This window comes from Citrifermentans bremense R1, from assembly GCF_000426865.1.
Taxonomy (GTDB): Bacteria; Desulfobacterota; Desulfuromonadia; order Geobacterales; family Geobacteraceae; genus Geomonas; species Geomonas bremensis.
Genome location: NZ_AUGE01000020.1, coordinates 32228 through 50175 on the forward strand (window position 1 = coordinate 32228; position 17948 = coordinate 50175).

The window sequence follows — 17948 nt, forward strand, 5'->3', positions numbered from 1 at the left end:
CCCACAAGGGGAGGGGGAACTATTTCTTTACACAGGAGGTAGCACATGCTGCAGCTTCGTGATGTGGTCAAATCGTACGACGGGAAATCCACGGTGACCGCACTTGCCGGTATCACCCTTTCCATCGCCCCCGGCGAGATGGTGGCCATCATGGGCCCCTCCGGCTCGGGGAAATCCACCCTCTTGAACCTGATGGGAGGGCTCGACGTCCCGACCTCCGGGCAGCTCCTGGTCGCCGGGAAGGACCTGGCGCGGGAAAGCGAGAAAGCCCGCTCGCTCTTTCGCCGCAACAGCGTCTCCTATATCTTCCAGGCCTACCACCTGATGCCGACGCTTAAGGTGCGGCAGAACGTGGCGCTCCCGCTGCAGTTGGCAGGCGTATCGGCTAAGAAAGCGGCCCTGCAGGTGGAGCGGGTCCTCGCGGAGGTGGGGCTGGAATCACGCGGAGACCATCTCCCGGACGAACTCTCCGGCGGCGAGAGGCAGCGCGTCGCCATCGCGCGCGCCCTGGCGACCGACGCCCCCCTGCTCCTCGCGGACGAGCCCACCGGGAACCTCGACAGCGCGCGCGGCAGGGAGATCCTCGCTTTGCTCCGCTCCATCCACGAAAAGAGGAACACCACCATCGTCATGGTCACCCATGACCACGACGCCGCCTCCGCCTGCGACCGGTTGATCAGGCTGCGCGACGGGAGGGTGGAGGACGACGGTGTCGTCATCGGAGGTGGGAGATGAGGTTCCTGCTCCGCACCCTCTCCCTCTCCTACGCCCGCCGGCACATGGGGAAGACCATCCTGACCCTCCTGGGTGTCGTTGTCGGCGTCACCACCTTCAGCTCCATCAAGACCGCGCAGGACGCCCTGGTAAAAGGGATCGGCTCCACCGTGGACCGCGTCGCCGGGAAGGCGCACCTGCAGGTGACCATGGAGGGAGGGGTCCCCGAGGAGATCCAGGAAAAACTGAGATCACTGCCCGGCATCAGGGCCACCTCGCCTGTCATCGAACAAATCGTAGTCCCGGAAAAGGCCGGGCTGGGAAGCCTGATGGTGGTCGGCATCGACCTTCTGGGCGACCGCGAGATGCGCGACTACGGCTTCGAGGGGGACGACGCCGACCTCGATGACCCCCTCCTCTTCCTGGCCCAGCCCGACTCAGCCATCTTCAGCCGCGACTTCGCCCGGAGGGCGGTGCTTTCCACGGGGAAGGCGCTCTCGCTGAAGCTCCCGACCGGGTACAAGCAGGTCACGGCGCGGGGGGTGATGAGCCCCAAGGGGTTCGCCGAGGCCTTCGGCGGCAACCTGATGGTAGTCGACGTCTATGCCGCGCAGGACCTCTTCGGAAGGGGGAGACGCTTTGACCGGATCGACGTGCGGCTCCAGGACGGGGTGACCGTGGCGCAGGGGACCGCGACACTGCAAAAGGCGCTCGGCCCCGCCTACCAGGTGGAGACCCCGGCGCGCCGCGGCGAGCAGATGGAGCGCCTGGTGGCGAACTTCACCGCCGGCTTCAACGTCTCCAGCGCCTTCGCCCTCGCCATCGGCATCTTCCTCATCTTCAACGCCTTCAACGTGGCGGTGAACCGCCGCCGCAGGGACATCGGGACGCTGAGGGCGCTCGGGGCGACGCCACGCCAGGTCCAGGTCCTCTTTCTCGCCGAGGCGCTCATCCTCGGCATCATGGGCGGGGTGCTCGGCTGCTTAGCCGGCACCGCCTTCTCGCAGGGGCTCCTGGTGAGCATGGGCCAGAGCACCGAGGCGGTTTACGGCATCAGCGGCTCCGGCATCGTCCATCTCACCCCGGCAATCGCGCTGCAGTCGATCCTGCTCGGGGTCGGCGCTTCGCTCGCCGGGGCATGGGGGCCGGCCCTGGCCGCCTCGCGCATCCCCCCGACGGAGGCCTTCGCCAAGGGCGCCTTCCAGGCACGCGTGCAGCGCCGGGTGGCGCCGCGCTTGGCTGGCGCGGCGGCGCTTCTCGCTGCAGCTGTCTACTTCGCCCTTTTCTCCGGGCTTTCGGGGAACCAGATGCTGCTCGCAGTGCTCCTCCTGGGTGGTACCGGGCTGATACTGCTCCTCGGCCCCCTCTCCCGGGCCCTCTTGGTCGCGGCGGCGCCGCTACTCTCGCGGTTCTTCCCCTCCGCCGGCCCGCTCTCCTCGGACGCACTCATGGCGAACCCGCGCAGGAGCGCCGGCACCATCATGGCCATGACGCTCTCGCTCACCTTCGTCCTGGGGCTGGGGGGGTACCTGGGATCGACCAAGGGGACCATCGTGCGCTGGATGGACGACGTCCTCACCTGCGACCTCTTCGTCAGGGCCTCCGCCAACTTCACCCGCGGCGATTACCTCTATCCCGGCGCGCTGCGGGAGGAGCTGGTGCAACTCCCCGGCGTGCGCGCCGTCGAGAGCATACGCGCCATCCGGCCGCAGTTTTCCGGGAAGCGGATCCTGATCAACTCGGTGGAGATAGGTCAGCTCCTGGACCGTACCAAGTACGAGTTCGCGCAGGGGGACGCGCGCGCCATGCGCGAGGGTGCCCCGAAAGGGATGTGCGCCGTATCCGAAAACTTCTACCGGAACTTCCATCTCGGCGTGGGGGACCAGGTAGAGCTGATGACGCCGGGTGGATTGGTGAAGTTTCCCATCTCCGCCGTGCTGCGCGACTACAGTTGCGACCAGGGATCGATATTGCTCGACCGCCCCGTGTTCCTCAAGCACTGGAACGACGACCGCGTCGACATCTACGACGTCTCGGTGCATCCCGGGGTGGATCCCAAGGCGGTCCGGGAGGAGATCCGGGCCAAGCTCGCTGGGAGGTACCCCGCGCTCGTGTCGACCCGCGCCGAGTTCAAGGCCGAGATCGGCAAGGCCATCGACGCCTTCTACGCCGTCATGCGCATCACCGTCTTCCTCGCCCTCGGCGTCGCGTTTCTGGGGATCGTGACCTCGCTCCTCATCTCGGTCGCGGAAAGGACCCGCGACATCGGGATACTGAAGGCCCTGGGCGCCGTCCCGTCCCAGATCGCCAAGAGCATCGTCATCGAGGCGCTGGTGCTGGCCCTGGCGGGGCTCCTCCTGGCTCTTCCCGCCGGCAATCTGTTCGCCTCCTTCATGGAGGGGCCGGTAGCCGTTGCCTTCACCGGCTGGAGCATGCCTCACAACTACCCGTGGGACGTCCTGGTGCAGCTTCTCATCGCCCTGCCGCTGGTGTCGGCGCTCGCAGCCTGGGTCCCGGCCCGGCAGGCAGCGAAGGTCAAGGTGACCGAGGCGATAGAGTATGAATAGACCAACGGGCATAGCACACGGATTTAACGGATAACGCGGATAAAATCGGATCGATCTTAAAGAACAGAGTTTTTTGTCTGATCCGCGGTAATCGTTTTTAATCCGCGTCATCCGCGTGCGATGCCTCTTCGCATTTTTCTCCACTAACCATTCCACACGGAGGAGCAGCAGATGATTGCACGATTCGCCAGACCACTAGCGGCCGCGGCCGCCGCCCTTTTCCTTGCCTCGCTCTGCGCCGGGACGGCGCTCGCCGCACCCGACGCCCGTACCCTCCTCAAGGATTCCGAAAATCGGCACCGCACCAAGACCCAGCAGTACGCAGGCGACCTCACCGTGGTGAACAAGGATGGGAAGGTCCGCAAGAAGGGGTGGCGCAGCTACCGGGAAGGGTACGCAGGCGACGCCAAGAACCTGATCCGCTTCACCGACCCGCCCGAGGTGAAGGGGGTCGGCTTCCTCTCCCTTTCCCGCCCCGGCTCCGACAACCCGGATCAGTGGCTCTACCTCCCCTCCATGAAGCGCGAGCGCCGCATCGCCCCGCAGGACCGCTACGCCTCCTTCGTCGGGACCGACTTCAACTACGAGGACATGGAGGAGTTCGACCACGAAAAGTACAAGGTTTCGCTCATCGGCGAGGAAACGGCCGAAGGGGTCCCCTGCTACGTCATCGCCGCCATCCCCAACGACAAGGGGACCAAGTCGGTGTACCAGAAGATCATCCTCTACCTCAGAAAGGACATCCTCTACCTGGTCCGCGAGGACCTGATCCGAAAGGGCGAAAAGGAGCCGGCGAAACGGATGATTCTCTCCGACTTGAAGAACGTGGAGGGGCACTGGGTGGCGGGGCGGATGGAGATGACCGACCTGAAAAAAGGAAGCAAAACCACCGTCAACCTGAAGCAGATCACCTTCAACCGCCCGCACCCGGCCAGCCGCTTCACGCTGCAGAACCTGACCCGCGAGGGGGGCGATTGATCCTGCCGCTCCTTTTACTCATATCCCTGCTGCTCTTCCCCTTCACCCCCTTCACGGCGGAGGCAAATGACTTCTCCGGCTATGCCGAACTGAAGGGGTTTGCCTACAGCGAGTGCTACGACGGGGAACCGTATGGAGCGGGCTCCGGGACCCTCTTCTCCAAGTGGGAGCACCGGCCGGGCGAGGCGCAGTTGACCGCATCGCTTAGGGCCGAATGGCTCACCTCGCCGCAGGACGAACTCTCCTTCGATCCGGCGGACCGCAGGCTCAGGCGCTCGCCGCTCTCCTTGCGCGATCTCTGGGTGCGCCTCCCCCTCGCCCCCTCGCACGACGTCGAATTCGGCCGCTTTCAGCTGGGGTGGGGGCAGACAGACGGCTACTCCCCCGCCGACGCTTTCCTTCCACGCGACCTGACCGACCCCTTCACCGACGAGAAGCTGCCGCTTTGGGCGCTCAGGATGAGCGGTCAAGAGGAGTCCTTCCGCTATCAGGCTGTGCTGGTGCCGGTCACCACCCCTTGGCGCCTCCCGCCGCTGGGGAGCCGCTACGCCCCCATCGCCGCCGGCGCCTTGCCTCAGCAAACGGTGCTGCGCGAGCGGGAAGACGACCCGCCGGTTCCGGGTTTCGTCGCGCTGCGCCTATTGGCCACGAGGGGGGACTGGGACCTGGGACTCTGGATAAGGACGGGGGTGCGCCCTGCGCCGCTCCTTCAGTTCTCCCTCGACCCGGCGCTGCAGACCGGCGCCGCCCCGGTGGTCTCCGTCGGACGCCGCTATGCCCGCGAGAAGGCGGTGGGGGTAGAGCTCTCCCGCGTGGCCGGCACCTACGTGCTGAGGGCCGAACTCGCCGGGCTTCTTTCGAAAGACGCCGAGCTTGGCGACGCCGTCATCGGAACGGCAAGCGTCGAGAGGGGATTCGGCGACGGCAAACTCCTGGTGACGCTCGCCGCGAACGCCATCGATCCCCCGGTGAACCAGACGCTCCTCTTCGACCGGGCGCTCCTCCCCGCCCTCATCGCCGCCTGGAACCAGACTGAGCCGTGGGGCGACTGGAAGCTCGTCTGGACAGTCGGTCTGGAGCACATGGACGGTGTGGCAAAAGGCGAGGTCGGCTACAACATGACCGACACCTGGAAGATCACGACCGGGGGAGACCTCCCCTACGGCTCGGAGAACGGCGCGCTCGGCGCGCTCAAGAAAGCGCGGCGCCTCTACCTGGCGCTGCGCCGCAGCTGGTAACCTGCCCCAGCGTCGTCCGGTTAGGTGTTCGCACTATCTGCAGCAGCACTATCCGTCCCCCCTTCTCTGCCCCCCTCCCCCCCCCGCACGGTATACACCCGGTATACATATTTGAAGCTGCAGCGGCTTTTGCGCTACCATCTGCTTCCCTTTCAACCTTAGGAGAACACGTGGCGGCAATAAGCTCTGAAACCATTTCCGGCATCCGCCTTTTCAGCGCCTTGACGCGGGAGCAGTTGGACAGCATCGCCCAACACCTGCAGCTGCGCGAGTTCGCGCCGGGTCAGATCATCCTCTCCAGGAACGAGCCGGCGCTGGAACTCTACGTCATCCTCGCCGGAAGGATCAGGGTGGAACTCCTGGACGAAGGGGGGCAGGCGCTGACCCTCACCGAACTCGGCATCGGCAACGTCATCGGGGAGCGCGCCATCCTGACCGACGAGAAGCGCTCCGCGGACGTGAGGGCGATCACCGAGGTCCAGGCGGCACGGCTCTCCCGGGAAGATTTCGAAGAACTCCTGGACCGAATCCCCGCGCTTTACGCCAACCTGAGCCGGATCTTCGCGGCGCAGCTGGGTAGCTGGGCGCACCGCCACCAGCGCGAGGAAAGCGAACACCGCGAGGTGATCACCAACATCATCGGCTGGCAGTTGCTTCCCGAGTTCGGCCAGTTCCCCGGCGCCTCCCACTGGGTGCGCCTTTTAAACCAACGCCTGCAGCAGCTGGGCGGCACCCGCAGCCACGTCCTCATCCTGGGCGAGCCCGGCACCTGGAAGGATCTGGCCGCCCGGCTGATCCACTTCCACAGCGAAGCCGACCGCCCCGTCCTTTTCCTGGACTGCGCCTCACCCCCGCCGGTCCTGGAAGAGGAAAACGAACCCGCCGAGGGCGCCTCACAAAGGGGTGTGCTGCTAGGTCTCGCCCAGGAGGCGGCGCTTTTCGGCCATGCCTCCCAGGGGGCGGTCTACGCGCGGCGGGTGAGAAGGGGGATGATCGAGTTGGCCGCAGGGGGCGACATGATCCTGCGTAACGTCGACTGCCTGGCCCTTGCGGTGCAGGAGGAGCTGGTCGATTTCCTCGACACCGGGCACTTCACCAGGAGGGGCGAGACCAAGCTGCGCAGCGCCCGGGTGAGGATCATAGCGACCAGCGGCAAGGCCCTGGAGCCTTTAGTCGACAGCGGCAAGTTCAACGGAGAGCTGTACCGAAAGCTCTGCGGCGAGACGGTCGAGTTAGCCCCGCTGCGCGAGCGCAAAAAGGACATTCCCGTCATCGCGAAGAGCCTGCTCGCCTCGCTCAACGCCAAGCACAACCGCAACGTGCGCCGGCTCTCCCAGGACGCCCTGAACCGCCTGGTCGACCACGACTGGCCCCTGAACGCCACCGAGCTGTACCAGGTCGTAAGCCGCGCCGTGGTGGTCTGCAGCGACACGGAAATCCAGCCCGAGCACATCTCCCTCCAGGGGCACCCCTTCGAGGACGGGCGCTTCAACCTCTTGACGCTTCCCTCCCTGGAGCGGCTCGCCTGGAACCCGCGCTTTCCGAAGGTGCTGCGCTGGCTGACCGTACCGGCCTTCCTGCTGGTCACCCTGTACACCCTGCTCGGCCCCGCTTCGGACAACGCGGCGAACCTTGCGGCCTGGACCCTGGGATGGCCCGCGCTGATCCTCACCGCTTTCCTCTTCGCCCGCGGCTGGTGCAGCTTCTGTCCCATGGAAGCGATCGGCGAACGGCTTGGGGTCACCAGCCGCGTGGTGCGCGACCCGGCACCGTGGCTGCGCAGTTTCGGGCCGTCGCTCAGTTTCGCCCTCCTGGTGCTGATCCTCCTGATGGAGCAGGCGACCGGGATGTTCTCCCACGCGGCGGCCACGGGGCTGTTGCTGAGCGGCATGCTGACGGCTACGGTGAGCGCCGACCTGGCGATCGGCCGTCGCGGCTGGTGCAAGTTCCTCTGTCCGCTGGGGCGCATCGTGAGCCTCGTCTCGCGCATCTCGCCGCTGGAGATGCACAGTAACCACAACGTCTGCCTGAGCAGGTGCCGGGTGGACGACTGCATCAAGGAAAAGGCCTGCCCCATGGGGCTGCACCCCTCAGGCGTCGACAGCTCCGACCACTGCGTCCTCTGCCTCAACTGCGTCCGCAACTGTCCGCACCACTCGATGCAGCTTGACCTGAGGAACCCGACCTGCGGCGTGTCCAACAAGGCCCGGCGCGGCTTCAGGGAGGCGTTCTTCAGCGTCACCTTACTGGGCGCGGTGATCGCCGCCAAGGGGACCCCGCTTTTGGCCGGGCGGCAACCGGAACTCTTCCCCCGCACCCTCTGGACCCTGGACGACTACCTGCTGGCGCTTTGCCTCGTCGCCGGATTCACCTTCCTTGCCCTCATCGCCTCGGTGGCTGTGCGCGGCGCCCGCTGGCGCTCCGTCTTCACCAGCAGCGGGCTCGCCTACCTTCCGCTTGCCGCGGCGGGTCTCTTCATGATCTTCTTCCGTCCGCTGGCGGAGGGGGGCGCCAGACTGGTCCCGCTCGCCGTTTCGGCCCTGGGGGCGGAAAATTTCCTCGATGCCACGGCGCTCACCCCGGAACTTGGGACGCTGCGCCTGCTCATCTACCCGATTATCCTTTTGGCGGCGCTCTTTTCCTGGGTGGTGGTAGCAAAGCTGCAACGCCAGGACGGGCTCCCGGCACAGGCGCTGCTCCGGCACCGGCTGCTCATCCTCGGCGCCACGGCGCTTTTGATAAAAATCCTTTAGTTGACATTCCGCGAGGGTCGGTATAAACAGGACGGGTTCCTCGTTACGATGAGGCGTTTGCTCAAACACAGGCTACTGCCCGGAAACGTCGAAAGACGCCAACGGGTAGACCAGGTCTTGCCGGCTTAAGGCTTGACCCAAGGTAGCTGGTCCCCAGGGACCTACGTTGCGCACTGCCGAAAACCTACGAGAGGGGAATCCGCGCCAGAAACAAGGCCATGGGTCCCCCATGGCCTTTTGCTTTTTCATATCACGACAAAAAAGGTGGTGGTTTTTCACATTGGACAGTCATAGTAGCGACTATCACTTACTCATCCCGCAGTTCCGGCAGTAGCCTTTCCGAAGCTCCCCCCTAACCTGGGCCTGCTTCCGGTTCTCCTGCCGCGCCGCGGGGAACAGCCGAAGCAAGGAGTCCAGGGACCTGTTTCCCGACTTCCCGTCAATCAATCAATTCTCACTGTGCGATGCTTGAGCGCATCGGCAGTAGGGGTCTGTCCGCGCGTGCTCCGGCATGAGGCCGGGGCGACCCGCGTCCGGATAGCTGCGCCTTGTACGCAAAAGGGGTAGAGTATCCGGCAGCACGGAGGAAGCAGGATGGCCAACCGGTCGACACCGCTGGATAAAAATACAGGGAGAGCCGCTCCGAACCTTTGGGACCTCGCCGCCTTTCTCCTGGTCATGGGGCTCGTCACGCTCTTTGCCTGGGGGAGCCGCGAGATGGCGCTCCCCTATACGCCGGGGGAGAGGATCCCCCTTTCGCTCGACCCGGTTAACCTCCCCGAGTACGCGCTGCGCACCGTCTTGCGCATGGCGGCGGCGCTGGCGCTTTCGCTCCTTTTCACCTTCAGCTACGGAACGCTCGCGGCGAAGAGCCGCCGCGCCGAGCGGATACTCGTCCCGCTTTTGAACATACTCCAGTCGGTACCCATCCTCGGTTTTCTCTCGGTCACCGTGACCGGCTTCATCGCCATGTTCCCGGGAAAGCTTCTCGGGGTAGAGTGCGCCGCCATCTTCGCCATCTTCACCTCCCAGGCCTGGAACATGGCCTTCAGCTTTTACCAGTCGCTGAAGACCATCCCCTCCGACCTGAGCGAGGCCTCGGTCCTCTTCGGGCTCTCCCCCTGGCAGCGCTTCTGGAAGCTGGATGCCCCCTTCGCCATGCCCCCCTTGATCTGGAACATGATGATGTCGGTCTCGGGGGGATGGTTTTTCGTGGTGGCGTCGGAGGCGATCACGGTGGGGAAAACCTCGGTCACCCTCCCCGGGATAGGGTCCTACGTGGCGCAGGCGATCCACTACCGCAGCCTCTCCGCCATCGGCTGGGCGCTCTTAACCATGCTGCTGGTGATCCTCGTCTACGACCAGCTGCTCTTTCGCCCCATGGTGGCCTGGGCCGACAAGTTCAAGTTCGAAACGACCGAAAGCGGCGAGGGGAGCGGTTCCTGGGTGCTGACCCTGTTCCAGCGCGCGAGGCTCCTGCGCGCCGCCGGACGTTTCCTGGTCAACCGGTGGATCCGGCTCACCGACCTGCTCCCCAGGAGAAAGCAGCGCGCTAGCTTCCACGGCTCGACGCAGGCCGCGATCCCCAAGGCGCAGGAAATAGTCTGGAACGCGCTTCTAGCCATTGGCGTCGCCGGGGGCGCGTGGCTCTTGGTCCAGTTCGTCGGGGGGGAGGTAGACGGCGCCGAGATCGGGAAGGTCTTCTACCTCGGCTTCCTGACCCTGGTTCGGGTCACGGTGCTTTTGATCATCGCCAGCCTGATCTGGGTACCCATCGGGGTGTATATCGGGCTCAACCCGAAATGGGCGACGAGAGTCCAGCCCCTGGCGCAGTTTCTGGCCGCGTTCCCCGCGAACCTCTTCTTCCCGGTGGCGGTCTTCTTCATGGTCCACTACCATCTCTCCCCGGAGATCTGGACCGCCCCGCTGATGATCCTGGGGACGCAGTGGTACATCCTTTTCAACGTGATCGGCGGCGCCTCGGCCATCCCGACAGACCTGCGCGAGGCGGCCCGCAACTTCGGCGTCTCCGGGTGGAAGCTTTGGAAAACGCTGCTTCTCCCCGGCATTTTCCCATCGCTTGTCACCGGGCTCGTCACCGCCGCCGGGGGGACCTGGAACGCCAGCATCGTCGCCGAGATCGTCACCTGGGGGAATACGACCCTCACCGCAACGGGCCTCGGGTCGTACATCGCCATCTGGACCGAAAAGGGGGATTACCCCCGCATCGCCTTGGGCATAGCAGTCATGAGCATCTACGTCTTGGTCTTGAACCGGTTTTTCTGGCAGCGGCTCTTTACCGTCAGCCAGACCCGCTACCGGCTCGGCTAGAGGAGAAGAAGCATGGAAGAAACAGTCAACAAAGTTCCGCTGCTCAAGCTGAGCAACGTACGAAAGTCATACAAGAAGTCCGACTCGGGCGAGCACCTGGTGCTGGACGGGGTCAACATAGCCATCGAAGAGGGGGAGATCGTCGCGCTTTTAGGGCGCTCCGGTTCCGGAAAGTCGACGCTCTTGCGGATCATCTCCGGCCTCGCGCAGCCCGGCAGCGGAGAGGCCCTTTACTGCGGCAAACCCATCACCGGCCCCACCCAAGGGCTCGCCATGGTGTTCCAGAGCTTCGCCCTTTTCCCTTGGCTCACCGTGCTGGAAAACGTGGAGCTTGGGCTCGACGCCATGGGAGTGCCGCAGGCCGAACGCAGAAGGCGCGCACTGGAGGCGATCGACCTGATCGGCCTGGACGGCTTCGAATCCGCCTACCCGAAGGAACTCTCCGGCGGGATGCGGCAGCGGGTAGGTTTCGCCCGGGCGCTGGTCGTCGAGCCGACGCTTCTTTTGATGGACGAGCCTTTCTCGGCGCTCGACGTCCTCACCGCCGAGACGCTCCGCACCGACCTGATCGAGCTCTGGTTGGAGCGGCGCATCCCGACGAAAGGGATCCTGCTGGTATCCCACAACATCGAGGAGGCGGTCCTGCTGGCGGACCGGATCATCATCCTCGGGAGCAACCCGGGCCGCGTCGTCTCCGAAATCAAGATTCCGCTCGCCCATCCCCGCGACCGCGACGCCCCTCTTTTCAGGCAATTGGTCGACACGGTGTACGGCCAGATGACCCAGCGCTCCCGCGCCGCCGGCAAGGTGGAGGCGGTCCCCATCTCTTACCTCCTCCCCGAGGCGCACGTGAACCAGCTCTCCGGCCTTTTGGAGGCCTTGGCCGCCGAACCGTACAACGGCAAGGCCGACCTCCCCGAGCTTGCCGACCAGATGGGGTTCGGCGTGGACCAGCTCTTCCCGCTTCTGGAGGCGCTCGACATCCTCAACCTGGCCCGTATCGAAGGGGGTGACGCCGACCTCACCGCGTCCGGCAGGAGTTACGTCGACGCCGACATCCTGCGCCGCAAGGAGATCTTCGCCGAGCACCTGGTGCGGCACGTAGCACTCGCCGCCCACATCCGGCGCGTGCTCGACGACCGCCCCGGAAACCGCGCCAAGGAAGACCGTTTCCTGCGCGAACTGGAAGACTTCTTCAGCGAAGAGACCGCGGAGACGGTGCTGCAGGTAGCCATCGAGTGGGGACGCTATGCCGAGCTCTTCGCCTACGACGAGGGCTCGGGCATCCTCAGTCTGGAGAACCCCGCCAGCGGCGAACAGGGGTAAGGGGGGAATTTTTCCCCTCTATTTCTCCGGCAATATACCGATAACTCTAGAAAGACAAGCGCGGGTTTCTCCGCGCAGTTCCGATTTAGCTAAGGCCGGCCGGGGAAATCGCGCATGATCCAGAAGTTCGTCAAAAAGGGAGGCCTCGCCCTCCTCATCCTTGCCTTCACCTGCCTGTGCTCGTCCTTCTTCTATTTCTCCTACCAAAAGGCGAAACAATCGGCCATAAGCCGGCTGAACGACGAGCAGTTCATACATGCCAAACAGGCGGCCCGGGGGATCGAAGAATATTTCGTCACCTGGACCGGCATCCTCACCTCCCTTTCGAAGCTCGACTCCGTCGCTGCCATGAATCCCGCCGGCAAGCGCCAGATGAAGTTCTTATACGACGCCCACAAGGACCAGATAAGGTCGTTCACCCGGATGGACGAGAAGGGTATCATCCTCTTCACCGTACCCAATCTTGAGATGTCGGGAAGGAACATTGCGGGGCAAAAGCACGTACAGGAATTGATCGCAACTCAAAAGCCTGTGGTGAGCGACGTCTTCCGTACCATCCAGGGGTATGACGCCATCGCCCTCCACGTGCCGGTCTTCGAAGGAAACCGGTTCCGGGGGAGCATCGCCATCATCGTCAACTTCCAGAGCCTGGCCCAGCGCTACCTCGAGGTAATCAGGATCGGCAAGTCCGGCTATGCCTTGGTGGTAAGCCGGGACGGCACCGAACTCTACTGCCCCGTTCCGGGCCACAGCGGCAAGAGCGTTTTCGACACCGCCAACCAGTCGCCGTCGGTACTCGCCATGGTAAAGGCGATGCTCAAAGGGGAATCGGGGACGGCGAGCTACGACTTCAACACGAAGGACGGCGCCTCCGTCAAACCTGTGAAGAAACATGCCGTCTACCTTCCCATCCACCTCGGCAACACCTTTTGGTCGATCGTCGTCGCGTCGTCGGAGCAGGAGATTCTCTCCTCCCTTGCCTCCTACCGCAACAGGCTGGCTCTGGTTTTCAGCGGCATCCTGTTCGGAGGGATCATCATCTGCATCCTGGTGCTCCGTGCCCTGCTGATAGTGAGGGAGGAAGACGTCCGCCAGCAAGCCGAGGCTGAGTTGCGTGCCAGCGAGCAGAGGTACCGCTACCTCTTCGAACAAAATCCCGCCCCGATGCTCATCTACGAAAAGGGAACCCTGCAGCTGCTGGCGGTCAACGACGCCTTCGCCATCGGCTACGGCTACAGCAAGGAGGAGGCGCTGGCGCTCCGGCTCACCGACCTTTATCCCGAGGAGGAGAAACAGAAGATCATCGAGGTTGCCGCCGGGCTCAGCGGCCACACCTATGTGGGGGAATGGCACCACCGCCGCAAGGACGGCACCGTCTTCCCCATCTTCGTCACCTCCCACGACATGACCTACAGCGGGAAGACCGCCCGGATCGGCGTCGTCACCGACATCACGGACCGTAGGATGATGGAGAAGGCAATCGAGGAGGAGTCCAACTTCAACCACCTCCTTTTCGAGCACTCGCCGGACGGCATCGTCATCATAGACCCGAAGACCACCCGTTTCCTCAACTTCAACACCGCCGTCTGCCGGCAGCTCGGGTACTCCCGCGAGGAGTTCGCACAACTAAGGGTCTTCGATGTGGAGGCCGTGGAGACACGGGAAGACACCCGCCGCCGCATCGAAGGGATCGTGCGGGACGGACGGGGCGACTTCGAGACCATGCAAAGGACCCGCGAAGGAGAGTTGCGCAACGTCCAGGTGACCGCGCAGATCCTTACCATCCAGGACCGGCCGGTCTACTACTGCATCTGGCGCGACATTACCGAGCATAAGAAGCTGGAGGAACAGCTAAGGCAATCGCAGAAGATGGAATCGGTGGGACGGCTAGCGGGCGGCGTCGCTCACGACTTCAACAACATGCTCGGCGTCATCATCGGGTCCGCCGACCTCTGCCAGCACCAGATCTCGGCTGACAGCCCGCTGCAGAAGTATCTCGAGCACATCCTGAAAGCGGCGAAACGGTCGAGCGACATTACGCGCCAGTTGCTGGCTTTCTCCCGCAAAGAAGTGGTTTCTCCCAAGGCGGTGAACCTGAACAGCCTCATCATCGATTCCGAGAAGATGCTCTGCCGTTTGATCGGCGAGGACGTCAAGCTCACCTTCAAACCCTCCACCGGTCTTTGGACCGTTCTGATCGACCCGGCCCAGTTCGACCAGATACTCATGAACCTCTCCGCCAACTCCCGCGACGCCATGCCCAACGGCGGCACCCTGGACATAGCGACCGGCAACGTGCGCCTCGATGCCGGCTACTGCCGCCATCATTCGGACACCGTTCCCGGCGATTACGTCAAGATCACCGTCTCCGACACCGGGACGGGTATGGACCGCGAAACAAGGGAGCACGTCTTCGAGCCCTTCTTTACCACCAAAGGGGTCGGAGTAGGGACCGGTCTCGGTCTCGCAACGGTCTACGGCATCGTCACCCAGAACAACGGGTTCATCAACGTCTACAGCGAGCTTGACCAAGGCTCGGTCTTCAACATCTACCTGCCACGGCTTCTGGAAGATGGAGCGGCAGAGGATGAGGCCGAGGCTGCGCCCCCCCCTAAAGGAACAGGAACCATCCTCCTGGTCGAGGACGAGGAGATGCTGCTTTGGACCACGACGAAGATCCTGGAGGAGATGGGCTATACCGTGCAGCAGGCGGAATCCCCGGCAAAGGCGATAGAGATCTGCGAAAACGGCAAACAGATAGACCTGGTGCTGACCGACGTGGTGATGCCCGGGATGAACGGCCGGGAGATGGTGGACAAGATAAGGAGCGCCAGGCCTGACATAAAGGTGCTGTTCATGTCCGGCTACACGGCGGATATCGTGGCCCAGCGGGGAATCGTGGAAGAGGGGATGTTCTACATCTCCAAACCGCTGGACGCGAAACAGTTGCACGAGAAGATAGTCCAGACACTGGCGTCATAAGATTGACTCATCGCCGATGCGATTTCAGTCATTCGTCCGCTCCCCTTGTACATTGCGCTTTTTGTGGAAAGCTTTTCCTGGTGGAGGAAAAGTCGATGATACAGAGCGCGGCAAGTCACATCGAACAGTTGATAGTATTCGTGGTCCAGCTCTTCGTGATCGTCGATCCTCTCGCCGCCGTCCCTATCTTTCTCGCCATCACCGTCTCCCACACAAAGCAGGAACGCAGGTCCATAGCGCGACGCGGCTGCTCCATAGGCCTTCTGGCCATCGTCTTCTTTCTGGTAGTAGGCCCGTCCCTGCTGAGATACTTCGCCATCAACACTTCAGCTGTGCAGATAAGCGGAGGGTTGCTCCTTTTCGTCATCGCCTTGGAACTTCTTTACGGCAACCCGACCGGCACCCAGACCAGCAGCAAGGAAGAGCGCCTGGCCGAGAAGAAGGAGGACGTCTCCGTCACCCCGCTGGCCATTCCCCTGCTCGCCGGCCCCGGTGCAATAGTCACCTGCCTCGTTTTTTCCAGCCAGGCGAGCGACGCCCTTTCCGTGCTGATCCTCATCGGCGGGGCGGTCATCGTTTTTTCAGCGGCCTACCTGCTGCTGCACTGGGCCGACGAACTGGCCCGCATCTTCGGTGAACTGGGGATGAAGGTAGCGGTAAGGATAATCGGGTTGATCCTCGCCTTCATCGCCGTACAGTACGTCATCAACGGCATCACCGCCCTCTGGCCCGCAGTCAAAGTCCCTTCCGCATAAGGGGGACAGGCTACTTTTTGAAATCAAAAAGCAGCCTGTCCCCTTTTTCTGAGTCCGTTCCATAATCTCTAGCAAGGTAGGTGCATAAAGGTCCCTTTCCCCGGAGGGGGAGGGACAGGGTGGGGGCAACAGGCCGAGTCGCGCCTAATCCCGTTGCACTTTAATGCCGGCGACAGTATAAAAGAAGCCGATTTAGCAAGAATCTCCCGCCATCGGATGGGAGTTGCACTCTTGCCCCTTTGAAAGGGGTTCTCCGCGAATTCCGGGAACCTGAAGTGTTTTTGTCCACGAAGCGCTGCACGAGTACTTGCGTCCCCCCCTTTGCGAAGGGGGGACAGGGGGGATTTAGCTCCGGTGAACCAGCTAAAGCCCCATACACAAGGGTGAAATATGAAGCATGAGCACGAAAAGGCGGGCAAAGAGAAAAGAAGGCTGGCGCAGAAGCTTTCTCTGGAGCTGCTGGGCCCCATAGTCGGCAAGATGCCGAAGTCGAGCATCGAGTCGCTGGAAAAGCTCTCCTACCTCCCGAAGGTCCAACGGCACATCCTCGACATCATCCAGGTCGCCGATCCCAGCATAGTACGCCACGACCTGAAGGCCGCCTTTCCCCCTTTCATCAGAACAGAGGCGGCATTCGGCAAACGCAACCTCTACCTCCTGAAAGACGCCGCAGTCTCGCCCGATTCCGGTATGGTCTGGATCGGGAACAGGATCCTGGAGGAGAGCGTGGGATCCTTGCGCCGCATCATGGACTGGGGAGACATGCTGCACGAACCGCTGCTTCCGGTCAGCGAACTGAAGTCGGATGAACCTGTCGTAGTCTGCCCTCCCGCCGCGGGGTACTACCATTGGCTCCTGGAGGTCCTGCCCAACCTTCTCTTCGCCCTATCCAAGTTCCCGCAGGTCAAGATCGTCCTTCCCGAGAACTCCCCTGCCTACGTCATGGACGGGTTGGCCATAATCCTCGGCCCCGAGGCCGCTGCCCGGTTCATCTTCTGCTCCACTCCGCTCAAGGTCCGTAACCTGGTGATGCCGCAGTACCTTACCGCACCCGAATTCACCAGCCCCCAGGTCATCGACCTGCTTAAGTCGCAGGTGAAGCCGAAGGTCGTTGCCGGAGAGACCTCCGGCGCGCCCGCATCCGGAACCAAACTCTACATCTCGCGGCGCAAAAGCAGGAGGCGACGTCTGCTTGGCGAGGAGGAGCTTGAGAGGCAGCTCCAGGAAAAGGGCTTCAGCATCCTGCACTTGGAGGGTGTTTCTTTCCAGGAGCAGATCCGCATCTTCCACCAGGCCGAGACAGTAGTGTCGACCCACGGCGCCGGCCTGAGCAATCTCGTCTGGTCCGAGCCCCCGTGCAGGGTGATCGAGATATTCCCCCGAAACTACATCCTCGATTGCTTCGCCTGGCTCAGCTTCAGCCAAGGCTTCGACTATCGCCACGTCATCTGCAGCACCGGTCACAAGATAGACGACGAAGCCATGGCCGCCGTGCTGCGGCAGCTGTAACCCCGCCTCAAGATCCCGCTGAAGCCGTGAAGCCATCTCACGCCCGCTCACTGCGCTCGCTCAAGACGCCAAGGCGCGAAGAACGTCAACAGGCTCTTGGAATTTCTTTGCGTCTTTGCGGCTTTGCGTGAGAAGAAGTTTTCACCCTGCTGCAACCCCTCCGACACATCCCCGTGACCTTTGGCTGCTACCCTTCGTCTTAACAAAACGAAAGGAGCCAAAACATGTGGAAAGCAGACGTTGTCGACCTTAACCTGACCCGATTCTACGAGATGTCCACCAGAGTAGTCCTCTCCTTCCTGATTCTGTCGATACTGCTGGCCATCGTTGCCGGCGTGGGATGCACCGTCTACGACCTTCGACTCATCTTCCAAACCGACTTTCACGCAGCCTTCAAAACCATCATGGTCGACATGCTCACCGTCCTCGCCATCATCGAAGTTTTGAGGACCGCGTTGGCCTACTTCAGCGAAGGGCGAGTCAAGGTCACCTACATCATAGACACCGTGATTGTCACCGTACTTACCGAAGTCATGGCCTTCTGGTACAAAAGCATCCGCTGGGAGGAAGTCGCCATGACCATCTCCCTGGTGATCTCCCTTTCCCTGGTAAGGGTCATGGCGGTCAGATACTCCCCGGCAGCTATCAGGAAAGAGCTTTGATCGACCGGCCCTCACTCTCATAGCACAATCAGTTTTCCTTTCTGTACCGCCCCCCTCCCCTCGCCTTATCTCTCATTCCATAGCTCATCTGTCACTCGGCTCTCACCGGGGTCTCCGCTCTGCATTTAAAAAA

11 protein-coding genes and 1 riboswitch are annotated in these 17948 nt (G+C 62.8%); all 11 genes read left to right on the forward strand.

Annotated elements, in window-relative coordinates; translation table 11 throughout:
* Positions 1-45 precede the first annotated feature (45 nt).
* The 11 genes from K419_RS0112820 to K419_RS0112870 all read left to right on the forward strand — a co-directional run bounded on the left by K419_RS0112820 (position 46) and on the right by K419_RS0112870 (position 17815).
* Positions 46-735 carry an ABC transporter ATP-binding protein gene (locus K419_RS0112820; protein ID WP_026841947.1) on the forward strand — a complete coding sequence of 230 codons (690 nt, stop codon included), beginning with the start codon at positions 46-48 and terminating at the stop codon, positions 733-735.
* Positions 732-3281 carry an ABC transporter permease gene (locus K419_RS0112825; RefSeq protein ID WP_026841948.1) on the forward strand — a complete coding sequence of 850 codons (2550 nt, stop codon included), beginning with the start codon at positions 732-734 and terminating at the stop codon, positions 3279-3281. The genes K419_RS0112820 and K419_RS0112825 overlap by 4 nt, the downstream gene beginning before the upstream one ends.
* Positions 3282-3452: 171 nt before the next feature.
* Complete coding sequence (locus K419_RS0112830; RefSeq protein ID WP_026841949.1) at positions 3453-4259, forward strand: outer membrane lipoprotein-sorting protein; 807 nt, start codon at positions 3453-3455, stop codon at positions 4257-4259.
* Positions 4256-5497: a hypothetical protein gene (locus K419_RS0112835; protein ID WP_026841950.1), complete on the forward strand. Its 1242-nt coding sequence runs from the start codon at positions 4256-4258 to the stop codon at positions 5495-5497. The genes K419_RS0112830 and K419_RS0112835 overlap by 4 nt, the downstream gene beginning before the upstream one ends.
* A 170-nt stretch (positions 5498-5667) precedes the next feature.
* Complete coding sequence (locus K419_RS22040; RefSeq protein WP_035497220.1) at positions 5668-8250, forward strand: sigma 54-interacting transcriptional regulator; 2583 nt, start codon at positions 5668-5670, stop codon at positions 8248-8250.
* Between the two features lie 32 nt (positions 8251-8282).
* Positions 8283-8452, forward strand: a riboswitch (M-box (ykoK) riboswitch).
* A 392-nt stretch (positions 8453-8844) separates the two neighbouring features.
* A complete protein-coding gene (locus K419_RS0112845) occupies positions 8845-10581 on the forward strand; it encodes an ABC transporter permease (protein WP_026841951.1) in 1737 nt (578 codons plus the stop codon).
* 12 nt (positions 10582-10593) lie between these two features.
* Positions 10594-11907, forward strand: a complete 1314-nt coding sequence (locus K419_RS0112850) for an ABC transporter ATP-binding protein (protein WP_026841952.1) — start codon at positions 10594-10596, stop codon at positions 11905-11907.
* A gap of 114 nt (positions 11908-12021) precedes the next feature.
* On the forward strand, positions 12022-14889 hold the full coding sequence (locus K419_RS0112855; RefSeq protein ID WP_026841953.1) for a hybrid sensor histidine kinase/response regulator: 2868 nt from the start codon (positions 12022-12024) through the stop codon (positions 14887-14889).
* A 95-nt stretch (positions 14890-14984) separates the two neighbouring features.
* On the forward strand, positions 14985-15644 hold the full coding sequence (locus tag K419_RS0112860) for a MarC family protein (protein ID WP_026841954.1): 660 nt from the start codon (positions 14985-14987) through the stop codon (positions 15642-15644).
* 390 nt (positions 15645-16034) lie between these two features.
* Entirely contained in the window at positions 16035-17153 is a 1119-nt protein-coding gene (locus K419_RS0112865; protein WP_026841955.1) for a glycosyltransferase family 61 protein, read from the forward strand.
* A gap of 224 nt (positions 17154-17377) precedes the next feature.
* On the forward strand, positions 17378-17815 hold the full coding sequence (locus K419_RS0112870) for a phosphate-starvation-inducible PsiE family protein (protein WP_026841956.1): 438 nt from the start codon (positions 17378-17380) through the stop codon (positions 17813-17815).
* Positions 17816-17948 lie beyond the last annotated feature (133 nt).

Bases quoted from the DNA above. Each gene is read 5' to 3' on its own strand.
- K419_RS0112860 (WP_026841954.1), top strand. From the start codon at position 14,985: ATGATACAGAGCGCGGCAAGTCACATCGAACAGTTGATAGTATTCGTG.
- K419_RS0112830 (WP_026841949.1), top strand. From the start codon at position 3,453: ATGATTGCACGATTCGCCAGACCACTAGCGGCCGCGGCCGCCGCCCTT.
- K419_RS0112845 (WP_026841951.1), top strand. From the start codon at position 8,845: ATGGCCAACCGGTCGACACCGCTGGATAAAAATACAGGGAGAGCCGCT.
- K419_RS0112820 (WP_026841947.1), top strand. From the start codon at position 46: ATGCTGCAGCTTCGTGATGTGGTCAAATCGTACGACGGGAAATCCACG.
- K419_RS0112855 (WP_026841953.1), top strand. From the start codon at position 12,022: ATGATCCAGAAGTTCGTCAAAAAGGGAGGCCTCGCCCTCCTCATCCTT.
- K419_RS0112870 (WP_026841956.1), top strand. From the start codon at position 17,378: ATGTGGAAAGCAGACGTTGTCGACCTTAACCTGACCCGATTCTACGAG.
- K419_RS0112825 (WP_026841948.1), top strand. From the start codon at position 732: ATGAGGTTCCTGCTCCGCACCCTCTCCCTCTCCTACGCCCGCCGGCAC.
- K419_RS0112865 (WP_026841955.1), top strand. From the start codon at position 16,035: ATGAAGCATGAGCACGAAAAGGCGGGCAAAGAGAAAAGAAGGCTGGCG.
- K419_RS0112850 (WP_026841952.1), top strand. From the start codon at position 10,594: ATGGAAGAAACAGTCAACAAAGTTCCGCTGCTCAAGCTGAGCAACGTA.